This is a genomic window from Streptomyces sp. NBC_01506, from assembly GCF_045040295.1.
In the GTDB taxonomy this organism is placed as follows: Bacteria; Actinomycetota; Actinomycetes; order Streptomycetales; family Streptomycetaceae; genus Streptomyces.
Map to the genome: position 1 here is coordinate 6,677,499 of NZ_CP109422.1, position 15,295 is coordinate 6,692,793.

9 protein-coding genes and 1 pseudogene are annotated in these 15,295 nt (G+C 69.1%); 4 read left to right on the forward strand and 6 right to left on the reverse strand.

The features are described from left to right. Positions 1-2: 2 nt before the first annotated feature. The 3 genes from OG329_RS30040 to OG329_RS30050 form a co-directional block, all read right to left on the reverse strand. Entirely contained in the window at positions 3-1,067 is a 1,065-nt protein-coding gene (locus OG329_RS30040; RefSeq protein WP_405799527.1) for a sugar ABC transporter substrate-binding protein, read from the reverse strand. A gap of 338 nt (positions 1,068-1,405) precedes the next feature. Then, entirely contained in the window at positions 1,406-1,708 is a 303-nt protein-coding gene (locus OG329_RS30045; RefSeq protein ID WP_405799528.1) for a hypothetical protein, read from the reverse strand. Between the two features lie 258 nt (positions 1,709-1,966). Then, positions 1,967-2,620 carry a TetR/AcrR family transcriptional regulator gene (locus OG329_RS30050; protein WP_405799529.1) on the reverse strand — a complete coding sequence of 218 codons (654 nt, stop codon included), beginning with the start codon at positions 2,618-2,620 and terminating at the stop codon, positions 1,967-1,969. Positions 2,621-2,922: 302 nt separating this feature from the next. Here OG329_RS30050 and OG329_RS30055 point away from each other — a divergent pair, with 302 nt between their 5' ends. Further along, complete coding sequence (locus OG329_RS30055) at positions 2,923-5,151, forward strand: alpha-L-fucosidase (RefSeq protein WP_405799530.1); 2,229 nt, start codon at positions 2,923-2,925, stop codon at positions 5,149-5,151. A 21-nt stretch (positions 5,152-5,172) separates the two neighbouring features. Here OG329_RS30055 and OG329_RS30060 read toward each other — a convergent pair whose 3' ends face one another. The 3 genes and pseudogenes from OG329_RS30060 to OG329_RS30070 all read right to left on the reverse strand — a co-directional run bounded on the left by OG329_RS30060 (position 5,173) and on the right by OG329_RS30070 (position 8,681). Continuing rightward, positions 5,173-6,597 (reverse strand): hypothetical protein, encoded by a 1,425-nt coding sequence (locus OG329_RS30060; protein ID WP_405799531.1) that lies wholly within the window; start codon positions 6,595-6,597, stop codon positions 5,173-5,175. A 283-nt stretch (positions 6,598-6,880) separates the two neighbouring features. Beyond that, positions 6,881-7,087, reverse strand: a pseudogene (locus OG329_RS30065) (IS5/IS1182 family transposase); the annotation flags it as partial. A 394-nt stretch (positions 7,088-7,481) separates the two neighbouring features. Continuing rightward, entirely contained in the window at positions 7,482-8,681 is a 1,200-nt protein-coding gene (locus OG329_RS30070; RefSeq protein WP_405799532.1) for a glycosyltransferase family 2 protein, read from the reverse strand. Positions 8,682-8,955: 274 nt separating this feature from the next. Here OG329_RS30070 and OG329_RS30075 point away from each other — a divergent pair, with 274 nt between their 5' ends. The 3 genes from OG329_RS30075 to OG329_RS30085 all read left to right on the forward strand — a co-directional run bounded on the left by OG329_RS30075 (position 8,956) and on the right by OG329_RS30085 (position 15,288). After that, positions 8,956-10,098: a hypothetical protein gene (locus tag OG329_RS30075; protein ID WP_405799533.1), complete on the forward strand. Its 1,143-nt coding sequence runs from the start codon at positions 8,956-8,958 to the stop codon at positions 10,096-10,098. A gap of 131 nt (positions 10,099-10,229) precedes the next feature. Next, a complete protein-coding gene (locus tag OG329_RS30080; RefSeq protein WP_405799534.1) occupies positions 10,230-11,012 on the forward strand; it encodes a TIGR03936 family radical SAM-associated protein in 783 nt (260 codons plus the stop codon). A 247-nt stretch (positions 11,013-11,259) separates the two neighbouring features. Further along, on the forward strand, positions 11,260-15,288 hold the full coding sequence (locus OG329_RS30085) for an Rne/Rng family ribonuclease (RefSeq protein ID WP_405799535.1): 4,029 nt from the start codon (positions 11,260-11,262) through the stop codon (positions 15,286-15,288). The last annotated feature ends 7 nt before the right edge of the window (positions 15,289-15,295 follow it).

The window sequence follows — 15,295 nt, forward strand, 5'->3', positions numbered from 1 at the left end:
CCTCAGCCGACGTTGTTGCCCCACAGGGTCGTGTCGTCGCTCTTGAGGCTGGGCACGCCGTCGTAGGTGCCGCCGTCGGCGGTGACAAGCGGGGCGGAGAGCTGGTCCTCGAGCAGTCCGTCGCGGACCTGCACGATGGTGCTGTCGTGGTCGGTCCTGCCCGTCTTGAACGTCTTCCCGTCGCGCGCGGCCTTGAGGTAGTACAGGGCGTACTTGGCGTAGAGGTCGGCCGGCTGGGAGACGGTGGCGTCGATCTTTCCGGCGGCGATGGACTGGAGCTCTTCGGGGATGCCGTCGTTGGAGACGACGAACACGTGCTTCTTGTCGTCGGGGCCGACCAGCAGGCCCTTCTGCTTGAGCACCTGGAGCGTGCCGGACAGGGCGAAGCTGGACTGCATGTAGATGCCCTTGATGTCCGGGTGAGCGGTCAGGTCCGTCTGGAGCTTCTGTGCGGCGACGGCGCCGTCCCAGTTGGTGGCCTCTCCGAACACCTTGATGTCCGGGTAGTCCTTCTTCATGCAGTCGTTGAAGGCGTCGGTGCGGTCACGGCCGTTGATGGACGAAAGGTCGCCCTGGAGCATGACGACCTTGCCCTTGCCGCCGAGCTTGGTGCCCAGGTACTTGCACGCCTTCTCGCCGTACGCCCGGTTGTCGGCGCGGATCACCATGAAGACCTTGCCTTGGTCAGGGCGGGTGTCGACGGTGACCACCGGGATCTTCTTCGCCTCCAGCAGCGCCAGCGTCGGTGCGATCGCGGCGGTGTCCTGCGGGGCCATCGCCAGGCCCTTGACGCCCTGGCTGATGAACGTCTGCAAGTTGGCGGTCAGCTTGGCGACGTCGTTCTGGGAGTTGGTGGTCTTGAGCTCGAGACCGAGTTCCTTGGCGTACTTCGGCGTGTACCTGATGTACGAGTTCCAGAAGTCGGTGTCGGATCGCGGGTAGTCGACGCCGACCAGCGTCTTGCCGTCGGCGGAGGCAGGCTTGCCGGAACCGCTGCCGCACGCGCTGAGCAGCGCCACTGCGGCCAAGCCCGCGACGGCGGATCTGAGGGGGCTGGTGAGTCTCATGGGTGTGTCCTCGCTCGGTAACGGAGGGGAGAGGTTTCGCCGAGGCAACAACAGCGAGTCGCCACGAACACATGGGATGTATATATAGGCGAGGCGCGGGTCTCTGTCCAGCCCTTGTGCGCCAGGGCCGGTAAATGAGGGCGTTATGTGCACTTTTCAGGGCTTGGGTCCACCCGTGAGACCCGGTAAACCATCCCATGAATCAAGCCGCACTGGAGTCTTGCCGCTGGATCCTGGGGCGGGAGCGCTCCCCGCCGGCGTCGTGCCCATGCGGGCGGCGGCCGGCGGTGGCTGGAGGAGAAGAATATTGAAGGATTCTTCCACATTGGGTCACGGTGTCAGTGCGATCGCGTCGCCGACCCGCCCGGAGCGGCGGCGTCCGCATCGCGGGTGATCAGAGCTGTCGCACCGCGGTCTTCGAGCGGCCGAGCGGTACGGCCGAGGCGAGCGACGCCATCGCCGCTGCGGCACGCGATATCGACGGGGCGGCGGGCCCGGTGCACGTCGCAGTGGGGATCACGCTCGGGGCGCTGATGTACGACCACGACCTCGCGTTCGCGAACCTCGGCGACATCGACGTGTCGATCGCCGGCGCGGGCGATCCCCCGTACGTACGCCGCCGAGGCCGTGCGCACAGTCATGGCCATCGCCGTGCGGCGCGAGTTCGATGCCGCTGGAGGTCCGATTCGTCTCCTCGGACGAGGCCTACCCGAGTCCGGCGGGTGGCCGTGAGACCTGATACATCACCGTGCACCGCCGCCTTCGGCGGCGTCCGCGCTGCTGCCCGGCGAGAGAGCTTCCCCCGCCCGGCCGCAGACCCCGCCACATGGTTGAGAGCCTCCCGGCGTCATCGCATCCTCGACCCGCCGGCCTGGAGGTCGCCCGGGGAACGCTTTCCGTCATCCGGAGCGGGGTTCCGAAGGTCTGGTCCTGAACTGCTCTTCCCACGACGACAGATCCTCATCGTCCATTGCATAAGCGATGAACATGGCGTGAAAGGCCTTCTGAGCCGCCTCGACGTCGTCCGGTCGGGGACTGACGAGATGGTGCAGATTGAGCCCCTCGGCCAGGGCCGCGAATGCACGGGCGCCGGCCTCGGGCCTCCTGGCGCCCGCTGCCCGGAGGGCGACCTCGGCAACATGCTCCATTCTCCGGACGATGCCGGAGAGCGCGTCGGACTGTTCCGGATTCCGTACCGCATGAAGGAGCACTTCGTAGCGGGCCAGTTCCAGGGCTTGCGAGTACCTGGTCAGAAGCGTGGAGAACTCGGCAGCGACGTCTGCCGGGCTGACTCCTCCGGTCTCGAACCGCTGGGCGAGTGTCTCCATGTGGGTGTCGAGATTCCCCGCGATGAACTGCACTGCGGCGACGGCCAGTTGGTCGATCGTGCCGAAGAAGTAGGAGACGGAGGTGTAGGGGCATCCGGCTCGTTCGGTGACTGCCCGGTGGGTGAGACCCGCGACGCCCTGCTCCGCCAGGACCTCGACTGCGGCTTCCAGGAGTTCTTCACGACGGCGCGCGCCCTTGGCATAGCGCTTGTCGGGCTTCGGCATGCCTTCAGCCTACCGATATTGAAGGCGTGTCCAATATTGGTAGGCGGCTGAGCGGTGGCTGTCGACGCGGGGTGCCGCGCTCCGAAGAAACATCCCATGCATCAAATCGAACGAAAGCCAACAAGTCACTAGATAAGGGTCAGCGCGTCTGTTCAAACGGCGTTATCCATCCCTGCACATCCGTTGACATCGCCGTCCGCATGGCCGACCTTCGTACGTGTCGGGCGGTGCCGCCGTCACGGCGGGCGTGTTCACCCTCCGCTCTCATCCACCCTCCCCTTCCGCACAAAAGGGATGAATTCATGTCGAGTTCGATGAACAGGCGTCAGTTCCTGACCGCAGCAACCTCCGTAGCAGCGGTGGCAGTAGCCGGGGGTGTGTTCGGCGCATCGGGGGCGTACGCGGCTCCAGGCGAATACACCCCCACGTGGGGCTCGGTCGACCAACACCCGCCCGCCCCCGAGTGGTTCCAGGACGCCAAGTTCGGCATCTACTTCCACTGGGGTGTCTTCAGCGTCCCCGCATTCGGGAACGAGTGGTACCCGCGCTCCATGTACGAGTTCGGCAAAGGGACCTACAAGCACCACACCGCCACCTACGGCGCCCCGTCGACCTGGCCGTACCACAACTTCATCGACGGAGCCAAGGACCTGTCCGGGAACCATGTCCAGTTCGCCCCCAAGCTCAAGTCGCAGGGCGGTAATTTCGACCCCGACGAATGGGTTCAGCTCTTCGTGGACGCCGGCGCCAGATTCGCCGGTCCCGTCGCCGAGCACCACGATGGCTACTCCATGTGGGACAGCCAGGTGAACGAGTGGAACTCCGTGGCCAAGGGGCCAAAGCTCGACCTGCTGGGCCTCTTCACCACAGCCATCCGCGCCAAGGGCCTCAAGCTGCTGGTGGCCATGCATCATGCCTACAACTTCAACGGCTTCTACCAATGGGCTCCCGCCCAGACCGACGGCAGCCTCAAGAAGCTGTACGGACAGCAGGGCAGGGCCGAGGCGAACCAGCTCTGGTACGACAAGCTCAAGGAGGTCGTCGACCAAGCACAGCCCGACATCCTGTGGCAGGACTTCGCTCTGGACGACGTCGACGAGACGCAGCGGCTGAACTTCCTGTCGTACTACTTCAACCAGGCCGACGACTGGGGACGCGAGGTCGTCGCCACCTACAAGGACGGCTTCAACGACAAGGGCGAGGTCTTCGACTACGAACGCGGCGGCCCGGCAGACCTCACCACCCCGTACTGGCTCACGGACGACAGCCTTTCCAGCAACAGCTGGAGCCACACAGGGGGTATCCGCTACTACAGCATTCAGCAGATGCTGCACTCCTTCCTCGACCGGATCAGCAAGAACGGCAACGTGCTGCTGAACATCGCCCCGAAGGCCGACGGCACCATCCCTCAGGCGCAGCGTGACATCCTGCTCGGCATGGGCGACCACCTGAATCGCTTCGGGGAGTCCGTCTACGAGACCCGCGCGTGGAGCGTCTACGGCGAGGGCCCGACGAAGATGGGCGGCGGCTCCTTCCACCAGCCCGTCGCCGGAACCGCCCAGGACATTCGCTTCACCCGGAACAAGGCGAACAACGTGCTGTACGCCACCGTCCTGGGCTGGCCGGGCAGCTCGCTGACGATTCGGACGCTCGGCTCGGAGCGGTTCCCCCTCTCGTCGCCGCCCTCCGCACAACTGCTCGGGACGACCGCCGGCACATACATCGACCTGGCCCGGCCGACTCAGGACTCCTCCGGCCTGAGGGTGGCTCTGCCGTCCTCAGCGCCCTACCAGGCCAACGCCTACGTTCTGAAACTGACCTTCCCCGGCGGGATTCCCAAGCCGGAGCCGCTGACGGGTGCCGTCGCCTTTCAGGACGTCGGCTACTCGGGGGCACATGTAGCACTCGCTGTCGGTGACCACACCGCAGACCAGTTGGCCGCCGGCGGACTTCCGGCACGCTCCCTCTCCTCCTTGCAGCTCGCCTCGGGTTACAGGGTCATCGGGTACTCCGGCGGCGGCTTCACCGGAACCTCCTGGACCTTCACCGCCGACACCCCCGACCTCAAGGTCACGGGCAACAATGACCAGATCGCCTCGCTGAGGGTCCAATTCGACCCCTCGTCCTCCTTCCACATCGCCAACGTCACGAACGGACTCGTGCTCGACAGGGGCGGCGAGGTGCCCTCGGGCACCCCTCTCAAGCAGTGGACACGGGACGGCAGCACCAATTTGCGGTGGCAGGTCGTGGAGGTCGGAAACGGCTACTACAAGCTGGTCAACCGCACCAACGGCATGGTGGCCGATGGCTGGGGAGCCACCGTGGACGGTTCGGCCGCCCGCCAGGCCGTCTGGCATGGCGGAAACAATCAGCAGTGGTCGGTCACCCATCGGGGCGGCGGCCACTACTCGATAGCCAATCGGACCACCGGCCTGGTCCTCGACAGTGGAGGCAAGGTCGCCAAGGGCTCCGTCGCCAAGCAGTGGGCCTACAACAGCAGCACCAATCTGCTGTGGACCTTCACTGTGTGATCGCCGGTTCCCGACTCCCTGTCAGGAAAAGCCCCCGGCGGGCCGGCGAGCAGCCCCCTTCCTGCTCGCCGGCCCAGCGCAGGACGCTCTCGGGGCCCTGGTCTGCGGTGACCCGCCGAGTCCGCCTGGTCCGGGTCGGTGTTTGATGCTGTCCGTGTGCTGGACGTCAGGCCAGCAGGCGTAGGCGGGCCGTGGTTGACCTGCCTCCAGGGTGATCGAGGGATCGGTGTAGTAGCCCCAGGCGAGGTCCGGGTAGTTGACGTTCTTGTCTCCGGTGACTTTGACGGTGATGGTTTCCTCGCCGTCCGTCAGGCCCGTCCGTACGAACGCCTTCTGCTGGTACTGCTTGTTGTCGGCGTGCAGCTCCACACGGACCGCGGGCTCGCCGTCGACCGATATCTCGGCGATGCCCTGGCGCGGGCCCTTGGGGCGGATGACGCGGATACCGGTGCCCTGGAAGGTGGCGGAGGCGGTGGCGCCGACCGTCTTGCTGAACGACTCGGTGTGGTTCAGGTCCCCGCTGGTCCACGCGTCCGACTCATCCGCGTGCGTCCACGTGCCGCTGTAGGAGATACGTGGCGAGGTGTCGTCGATGATCGGGTCCACCACGCGGAACGCGTCGACGAGGACGTAGGCGGCCTTCGCCCAGTTGTTCTTCTCGCCGGTGCACTCGATCTTGATCGTGTGCACGCCGTAGGGCAGCGGCGCACTGCGGAAGACGAGCTGGCCGGGAGACTTCCCGGGGCCGTAGAGGTCGACGGAGCCGGCGAGCGTTCCGTCGACGTACACCTTCATGATGCCCAGGTTCTCGGCCAGGGCGGAGTAGAAGCCGACTCCGGTGCCGGTGAACATCAGCTCCGCCGTCGCCCCGGCCGCGTCCGTGAACGACTCCGTGCCGAAGAGATCCCCCACGGTGTAGCCGGCGCTGATGTCGGCGTGGGTCCATGCGCCGGTGTAGACGATCCCGGGGGACGCGTCGTCGACGAGGAGCGCTTGGGTGGGGACCAGGCGTACGGAGTCCCGGCCGTCGGACTCGACCTGCACCCCGGGCCCGGATGTTCCGGCGGTGGCCTTCGCGAACTGCACGTTGGCCTTGGCGCTGCGGAAGTCGTTGGTCCAGTGCGCGGCGCTGTCCTTGCCGGACAGGTAGTAGCTGTGGGTGTCCTGGGCCCAGGGCCAGGTCGGCCGGGTGCGGTACCCGTCGGTGCCCGAGGCCCGGGTGCGGGTCGCGGCGCCGACGGGACGTCCGCAGCCGCAGGTGCGAGCGGACGCCTCGACCTGGTCGGACCTAACGGCACCCGTGTCCTGCGGGCGTTGCTGCCCAAGCGCCGGATGCGGCTGTCCGCTCGCATCGTCAAGTGCGGAACGTCCCGCTATGCCATCTGGAACTGCGACGAACGACCTCGAGACAGCACACCGATCACAGCCGTCGTGATCACCGTGCATCCACCGGCCCTTCCCACCGCGCATGCCCCGGACCGGGCCGACACCGGCCGCTGGGGGCAGGTCTGCCGGATCCTGGCGGAGAACTCCAACCAGGCCACGCATGCCCGTGACATCGCAGGAAACCTCGGCCTCACTGTCACCGGACGCGTGCTCAGCGGCTTCAACGCACAGCGCTGCTACTGGACACGCAACGGCCGACTCATCCGCACGGCGCCGAGTACGTACAAGATCCCTCTTCCGGAGGTCTTGACAACGTCAACTGGGCCTTAACTTCGTGGCATTGATCGAGTATCGCCCGGTGGCAGTACGCCTCCGGCTGCCCTCCCCGGCCACGCAACCAGCCCGGCACCGGCAGCAGTGGTCGGACCACGGCCCACTCCGCGTCCGTCATGTCCGAGGGATACCACCGAACACGTTCCGGGTGATCGGCCGCGTTTCCGAACCGGTGGGCGACACAATCACACGACGGTGCAACCGAGTTGAACTCCACCGGCGCGAGCACGTACAACTGCGGCAACAGGGTCTCCTGGATCCCGGTTGGCTTCGCAACCCCGAGCTACCAAGAGGCCCTGCCTTCATGCCCGCAGCCGGCGCCAACCACCCGATCGAGACTCCCGTTCGACGCGCACCCCTCAAGATCGGAACGACAACAGCTTCTGTGAGGCGTCCGCTGTCTACCGTCGTTGGCAAATAGGTCAGCTCCCATAACCCTCTGACCAGGGAAGGTTCTCGTGGATTGTGGAGTTGGTGTTTGGCCTCAGCTCGACCTTGACATCCAGATCGGCCCGACGGGCAAGAAGCTGCTGCCGCTGACGGTCAAGTGACAGTCCGGGGGCCGGCGGACCGTACGGACGTGGATCCGTAAGGTTGCCGGCCCTTCGGGGTCACTTCTTCGGTGCCAGCGCCCGCACTTGGGTGCGCAGTCTGTGGACGACCCGCCTGGACAGGGTCCTGGTCGGCTGGACCTTCCGGCTGCCCGACCAGTCCGGGACGGTGACGCGGTAGGCCGCGTCGGTGATGCCGGCCCGCTCGTCCCTGAAGTGGGGGAAGGCGAGATACGTCGTGCCGGCGCGGCCCTTGCGGACGACCTCGGGCGCGGTGTCCTTCTTGATGAACGTCAGGACGTCCAGCAGCAGATCGAGCCGGCCCATGGCGATGCACTCCAGCCGCAGCCGGTCACTCACCCGCAGCCGTTTGGCCAGTCCGGGGGTCCAGTGCTCGGCGAGCAGGGGGGCGGCGAGTTCCATCTTGCGGTGCTGGACCTTCTCGGACTGTCTGAGCAGCCCCACACCGAACTGCTTGAGCAGGGTGACCGTGAAGGGCCGCATCATCAGCCGGTCGCGCTTGGGGCCGGCGGGTACGAGGCGGCTTATCAGCTCCATCAGGGTGCGCGCCGAGTCGAACCTCAGGAGGTAGCCGCCGCGTTTCGTGACGTGCTTGCCGTCCTCGCGGCCGACCAGGTAGTAGCAGGTGTAGTCGGCGACGACGGAGATACCGGCCCCTCTGAGGAACGCCTCCATGGTGAACAGGGCGTCCTCGCCGGTCTTGAGTCCGACGTCGAACTTCAGGTCCAGACGGCTGAGCAGATCCCGGCGGAACAACTTCTGCGCGCTCAGCGTGTAGATGACCCGCGAGGTGAATAGGTCGACGCGCTCCTCGTTGCGGACCCACATGGACCTGGGCGCGCCGCGATTGACCCCTTCGACCTTGCCGACCACGACATCGGTCCCGGCCCGGTCGCCCATGGCGACCATCCGCTCCAGAGCCTCCTCACCGAGGTAGTCGTCGGCGTCGAGGAAGAACACATAGCGTCCGCGCGCCATCGACAGACCCAGATTGCGCGGGCCGCTCGGCCCACCGGAGTTGGCCTGCCGTACGACGCGGGTCGGAACGGCGGACTTCGCGGCGAACTTCTCCAGGTACTCCCCGGTGCCGTCGGTCGAGCCGTCGTCCACGGCGACTATCTCGATGCGTCTGGCGCCCAGGGTCTGGTTCTCCACCGATTCGAGGCAGCGGACGAGATACGGCATCGCCTCATAGGCGCCGACGACCACGCTTACGTCTGGGACACGAATGTCATTCATCGTATGGCTAGAGAGTTGAGGGAAGCTGTTCGTTGTGCGGCTATTCACGCGAAGCGAGTGAGCTGCGTCACTCCTTCTCGCAGGTACGGGTCTGACCTGCCCCGATGCCGTTCGGGCCGGGATCTCCCGAGCTGTTTTTGAGCCTGCCGGGCGGTCGTTTTCACGCCACAGAAACCGGTTCGTCCCCTTCCGCTTCCGGCCCTCCGGGCGGGCGGTCGATCGGCCCGAAGCCGGTTTCGGGATCCGAACGCGGGCCGCCCGCGTCCTGTCGGGTATGGACCTCGAAAAGCCCCCTGTCGCCGGACCGCCACCGCAGCGGTACGAGCCGGGCGAGGGCTGCCTGACCACCGCCGTCCGCATCCCGGTGCGGATCGTCGTGCTGGTTCTCGTCGTCCCCGTACGCATGGTGTGGGATCTGCTCGCCGCCGGGGCGCGGGCTCTGCAACGCTCGGTGTTGCGGCCGGTCGGGCGGGGTGTCGCACTGGCCTGCTCCTGGCTCTACGAGACGTTGCTCACGCCGATCGGCCGTGCGCTGGGGTGGCTGGGCAAGGCGCTGTTCGTGTGGCCGTGGGTGGCGCTGTGGCGGTACGTGGTCGTGCCCGTGGCGCGGTACGGCTTCGTCGTACCGGTGGTGTGGCTGTACGCGCGGGTCCTCACCCCGGTCGGGCACGGCATCGCCTTCGTCTGCTCCTGGCTCTACGAGACGTTGCTCACGCCGATCGGCCATGCCCTGGGGTGGGTGGGCAAGGCGCTGTTCGTATGGCCGTGGGTGGCGCTGTGGCGCCATGTGCTGGTGCCGGTCGGGTACTACGGGCTCGTGGTGCCGGTGGTGTGGCTCTACCGACAGGTCCTCACCCCGATCGGCCATGGCGTCGCCGGGCTGCTCGTCGGGCTCGTCAGAGGCGTCGTACTGAGTATCGGCGGCATCTGGAAGGCGCTCGCGTGGCTCGTCACGACCCTGCTCATCACCCCGCTGAGCTGGTTCTACCGGAAGGTCCTCGCCCCCGCCGGGAGAGAGATCGCCGACGCGATCTCCGTCGCCTGGCGGATCGCCGGACAGATCTCCCGCGCTGTCGGCCGGGCGCTGAAATGGCTGGCCTGGATCCTGATCGGGCAGCCGGTGAGCTGGTTCTACCGCTCCGTGTGCACACCGGTCGGGCATGTCCTGCGCGACGGCGTCTGGGCCCCGGCGAGGAAGGCCGCCGTCGAGACCGGCCGGGCGGTCAGGCACGCGCTGCGGACCGCCGGGGAAACCGTCCGGCAGGTCCGCCGCGACGCGTGGCGCGCCCTGGTCGGCGCTCCCCGCCCGGCCGAGCCTGTGACGGCGCCGGTCGGCGAGGCGCGTACGCTGGGTAGTACAACAACCGTCCCCGGCGCGGCACCCGCACCCGAGATCTCCCTGCACAAGCAGGTGTGAGCCGGGTTTTCCGGGGCCGACCGCCCGGTCGGCCGCGCGCTGAGAGGGTGTGCGCCACCGCGCGCACCCCGCACCGAGGAGAAGAACCACTGGGCAAGCGACAGCCCGAAGGCCCACCGCCCGCGCCGGCCGTGCAGCGCATCCGACTGCGTTACACCAAGCGTGGCCGCCTCCGGTTCACCAGCCACCGCGATTTCCAGCGCGCCTTCGAGCGGGCACTGCGCCGCGCCGACGTCCCCATGGCGTACTCGGCGGGCTTCACGCCCCACCCGAAGGTGAGTTACGCCAATGCCGCACCCACCGGCACGGGCAGCGAGGCCGAGTATCTGGAGATCGCCCTCGCGGCGCCGCGCGACCCCGGCACACTGCGCGAACTGCTCGACGAGTCGCTGCCCACCGGGCTCGACATCATCGATGCCGTCGAGGCCCGTACACCGGGGCTCGCGGACCGGCTGACCGCCTCCGAGTGGGAGCTGCGGCTCGACGGGGTGGCGCACGAAGAGGCCGAGCGCGCCGTGACCGCCTTCCTCGCCGCCGAGGTGGTGGAGGTGGAGCGGCGTGCCAAGAACGGCCTGCGGACCTTCGACGCCCGGGAGGCCGTCGTAGACCTGCGGGCGCTGCGTCCACAGGCCGATAGGCCGCAGGCTGAGCGCTGTGCGATACTGCGGCTGGTTGTTCGGCACGTGACACCCGCCGTTCGACCCGACGACGTCCTTTCCGGTCTCCGAGCTGTGGCCGACCTGGCGCCGCCGGTCCCCGCAGCGGTGACCAGGCTGGCGCAGGGGCTCTTCGACGAGGAGTCCGGAACGGTGACCGACCCGCTCGCGCCCGACCGCGAGGCAGTCACGGCAGGCTCATCCATGGCCGCCGGACCCGCCGCCGCGAAGGCGCCGGAAGGTGCAGGTTCCGCGTAGGGACGGTTGTTGTAGCGCAGCCCTTGAAAACAGACCCGGGAGCCACCTGGGTCGGGCGGCGCGGCTGACCACGAAGACTTTCGCCAGGCCGTACGTACAAACGCGTACGTACGGAACCGGCGACCCAGACATAACAGCTCCTGTGCGGCGCCCGCGCCCCGGACGGCGGCATTCGCGCACTGGCGCGGGCCGCGGCCGGACCGGATCCAGGCGTGGCGCCCGGGAGCGTGACGGGAGAACCGCCCGCATGTCCCAGAACGAACCCGGTACGAACCGGGAAACCGAAGAAGAACTGAACAGCCCCAGCGACACGCTGCCGCCGCGCCGCAGGCGCCGCGCCGCGTCGCGTCCGGCGGGGCCGCCGACCGCGGCGGACGTGGAGAGCACCGAACCCGCCGCCGAGGCCGTCGCCGCCCCGGAGCCTGTCGCCGCCGCCGACGAGGCCGCGCCGCCGCGTGCCCGGCGCCGTGCCACCCGTAAGGCCGCCGCGCCCGTGGAGATCGTGGCCGAGCCCGCTCCCGAGGCCGCCGCACCCGAGACGCTTGCCGAGCCGGCCGCCGAGGAGCCCGCGCCGCCGCGTGCCCGGCGCCGGGCGACCCGTAAGGTCGCCGCCCCCGCCGAGACGGTCGCCGAACCGGTGGTCGAGCCTGTTGCCGAGCCCGCCGCCACCGAGGCCGTCGCCGCCCCGGAGCCTGTCGCCGAGGAGGCCGCGCCGCCGCGTGCGCGCCGTCGTGCGACCCGTAAGGTCGCCGCCCCCGCCGAGAGCGTGGCGGAGCCGGTGGCCGAGACCGCCCCCGAGACCGCTCCCGAGGCCGTCGCCGAGCCGGTGGCCGAGGAGGCCGCGCCGCCCCGCGCCCGGCGCCGGGCGACCCGGAAGGTGACCGCACCGGCCACCACCCCCCGTCCCGCCGAGACGGCCGACGAGGAGAACGACGGGGCCGCGCAGGGCGAGACGCTGCCCGCGACCGCCGTCACACAGATCACCGCCGACGAGGAGCGGGTCGAGGCCGCCGAGAAGGCCGCGACCCGTGGCCGTACGCGCCGCAGGGCCGGCGGCTCGCCGGAGCCGACCGCCGAGCCCAAGGGCGAACCCAAGGCCGAACCCAAGGCCGAGCAGCGCGAGGAGAGCGCCGTACCCGAGCGGTCGCGCCGGCGCGCCAACCGGCCCGCCGTGGCCGTCTTCCAGGCGCCCGTCTTCGCCGAGCCGATGTTCCAGACGCCCGAGACGGCCGCCGCGATGGCCGCCGCCGTTGACGTCGAGGACGACGACGATCTCGACGTCGAGGACGAGACGACGGCCGAGCCCGTCGCCGCGCCCGCCCCCGAGCCTTCCGGCCGCCGCCGGCGCCGTCGTCGCGGCGAGTCCGCCGACGCGGCCGAGCCCGCGCCCGCTGCGGCCCCCGCCGCCGCGGCTGCCGCCGAGCGCGACGCCGACGACGAGCCCGACACCGAGCACTCCGCCGAGGGCGACGAGTCCGACGCGGACGACTCCGACGACTACGACCGTCCGTCGCGCCGCCGCCGCAGGGGCGGCCGGCGCCGTCGTCGTGGCGAGTCCGCCGAGGCCGACGAGCAGTCGGACGAGCAGTCCGACGACGTGCCCGAGGAGCGGAGCCGCGAGCGCGGCAAGAAGCAGGTGTCGCAGGAGGAAGAGGGTGCCGACACCGGCGCCGAGGCCGACTCCGACGAGCAGGACGACGACGAGTCCGCCGGCCAGTCGGGCGGCGGAAGCAGCAGCAGCCGCCGGCGCCGTCGCAGGCGCCGTCGCAGCGGTGACGGTGGCTCCGACGCCGAGAGCAACAACGGCGTGGACGACCCGGAGCGTACGGTCGTCAAGGTCCGCGAGCCGCGTGAACGCCGGGCGAAGGACACCGAGCCCGGCACCGGAGTGGACGAGGTCCAGTCCATCAAGGGCTCGACCCGTCTGGAGGCGAAGAAGCAGCGCCGCCGCGAGGGCCGCGAGCAGGGCCGGCGCCGGGTGCCGATCATCACCGAGGCGGAGTTCCTGGCGCGCCGTGAGGCCGTCGAGCGGGTGATGGTCGTCCGGCAGAACGGCGAGCGCACCCAGATCGGCGTCCTCGAGGACGACGTCCTGGTCGAGCACTACGTCAACAAGGAGCAGGCCACCAGCTACGTCGGCAACGTCTACCTGGGCAAGGTGCAGAACGTACTGCCGTCCATGGAGGCCGCGTTCGTGGACATCGGCAAGGGGCGCAACGCCGTCCTGTACGCCGGTGAGGTCAACTTCGAGGCGCTTGGCATGTCGGGCGGCCCGCGCCGTATCGAGACCGCGCTCAAGTCCGGCCAGTCGGTCCTCGTCCAGGTGACGAAGGACCCGATCGGCCACAAGGGCGCGCGCCTCACCAGCCAGGTCTCGCTCCCCGGCCGTTACCTCGTGTACGTCCCCGAGGGTTCGATGACCGGCATCAGCCGCAAGCTCCCGGACACCGAGCGGGCGCGGCTGAAGACCATCCTGAAGAAGATCGTCCCCGAGGACGCGGGCGTCATCGTCCGTACGGCCGCCGAGGGCGCGAGCGAGGACGAGCTGCGCCGCGACGTCGAGCGCCTTCAGTCGCAGTGGGAGGACATCCAGAAGAAGGCGAAGAGCGGCAACGCCCCGACCCTTCTCTACGGTGAGCCGGACATGACCGTCCGGGTCGTGCGCGACATCTTCAACGAGGACTTCACCAAGGTCATCGTCAGCGGTGACGAGGCGTGGCAGACCATCCACGGTTACGTGGCGCATGTCGCGCCCGACCTGTCGGACCGGCTCAACCGCTGGACGAGCGAGGTCGACGTCTTCGCCTCGTACCGGATCGACGAGCAACTGATGAAGGCGCTGGACCGCAAGGTCTGGCTGCCGAGCGGTGGCTCGCTGGTGATCGACAAGACCGAGGCCATGATCGTGGTCGACGTCAACACCGGGAAGTTCACCGGTCAGGGCGGCAATCTCGAGGAGACCGTCACCAGGAACAACCTGGAGGCGGCCGAGGAGATCGTGCGTCAGCTCCGGCTGCGCGACCTGGGCGGCATCGTCGTCATCGACTTCATCGACATGGTGCTCGAGTCGAACCGGGATCTGGTGCTGCGGCGGCTGCTGGAGTGCCTGGGCCGGGACCGTACGAAGCATCAGGTCGCCGAAGTGACATCGCTGGGCCTGGTCCAGATGACCCGTAAGCGGGTGGGCCAGGGGCTGCTGGAGTCGTTCTCCGAGACCTGTGTCCACTGCAACGGGCGCGGTGTGATCGTCCACATGGAGCAGCCGACCAGCTCCGGCGGCGGCGGTGGCAACGCGGGCGGTGGCGGTACCGGCAAGCGTGCGAAGAAGCGGCGCGGCGGGTCCGGCCACGACCACGACCACGAGCACGAGCACGAGACGGCCGAGGGTCTGACGGACTCGGAGACCGAGAGCGAGTCGGAGGCCGAGGTGGCGGCGGAGGTCGCCGCGCCGGTCGCGCTGTCCGCGCCGGAGTTCGTGCCCGACGAGGAGCTGTACAGCAGCGTCGCGGAGGCCGAGACGGCCGCCCGTGGCGGGCGTTCGCGCCGCCGGGCCTCGCGCAAGGCGTCGGCTCCGGCCGGTTCGCCGCGCTCGGCGGAGCCGGAGCCCGCGCGGGTGCCCGTCCCGGTCGAGTCGTCCGTGCCGGAGTCCGAGCCCGAGACGGTCGTGCAGGAAGCCGTGGAGGAGGCGGCTCCGCAGGGTCGTACCCGCCGCAGGGCCACCCGGAAGGCGTCGGCTCCGGCCGGTTCGCCGAAGACGGCCGGGTCCGACGAGGCTGCCGGGCAGGCGGCCGAGGTCGTGGTCGAGCAGTCGGCGGCGCCCGTCGCGGCGCCTGTCGCGGCGGAGCCGGAGGCCGTACAGGCCGAGCAGGCCGGCGACACGACGGCCGGCGACACGCCCGAGGCCGCACCGCCGAGGGCGCGCCGCAGGGCGACGCGTAAGGCGTCGGCTCCGGCCGGTTCGCCGGCGGGTGCCGAGGAAGCGGCGGTCCTGGTGGTGGATTCGGCGGCCGAGTCCGCCGAATCGGCCGAATCCGAAGGACACGCCGACCGGTCCGGCGACGACAGTGCGGAATCTTCTGCTCCGGCCAAGAAGGCGGCTCGAAAGACCGCCAAGAAGGCCACGGCCAAGAAGGCGGCCACGAAGAAGACGGCCGCCAAGAAGACCGCGGCGAAGAAGACCACCACCAAGAAGGCGGCCACCAAGTCCGCGGCCAAGAAGGCATCGGCGGCCGAGCAGCAGACGGCCCCCACGGTGTCCGTGCCCACGGATGGCTGAGCCGCTG

Coding starts and splice junctions, on each gene's coding strand:
- OG329_RS30070 (WP_405799532.1), bottom strand. CDS start 8,681: ATGAATGACATTCGTGTCCCAGACGTAAGCGTGGTCGTCGGCGCCTAT.
- OG329_RS30040 (WP_405799527.1), bottom strand. CDS start 1,067: ATGAGACTCACCAGCCCCCTCAGATCCGCCGTCGCGGGCTTGGCCGCA.
- OG329_RS30055 (WP_405799530.1), top strand. CDS start 2,923: ATGTCGAGTTCGATGAACAGGCGTCAGTTCCTGACCGCAGCAACCTCC.
- OG329_RS30085 (WP_405799535.1), top strand. CDS start 11,260: ATGTCCCAGAACGAACCCGGTACGAACCGGGAAACCGAAGAAGAACTG.
- OG329_RS30050 (WP_405799529.1), bottom strand. CDS start 2,620: ATGCCGAAGCCCGACAAGCGCTATGCCAAGGGCGCGCGCCGTCGTGAA.
- OG329_RS30075 (WP_405799533.1), top strand. CDS start 8,956: ATGGACCTCGAAAAGCCCCCTGTCGCCGGACCGCCACCGCAGCGGTAC.
- OG329_RS30060 (WP_405799531.1), bottom strand. CDS start 6,597: ATGCACGGTGATCACGACGGCTGTGATCGGTGTGCTGTCTCGAGGTCG.
- OG329_RS30045 (WP_405799528.1), bottom strand. CDS start 1,708: ATGACTGTGCGCACGGCCTCGGCGGCGTACGTACGGGGGATCGCCCGC.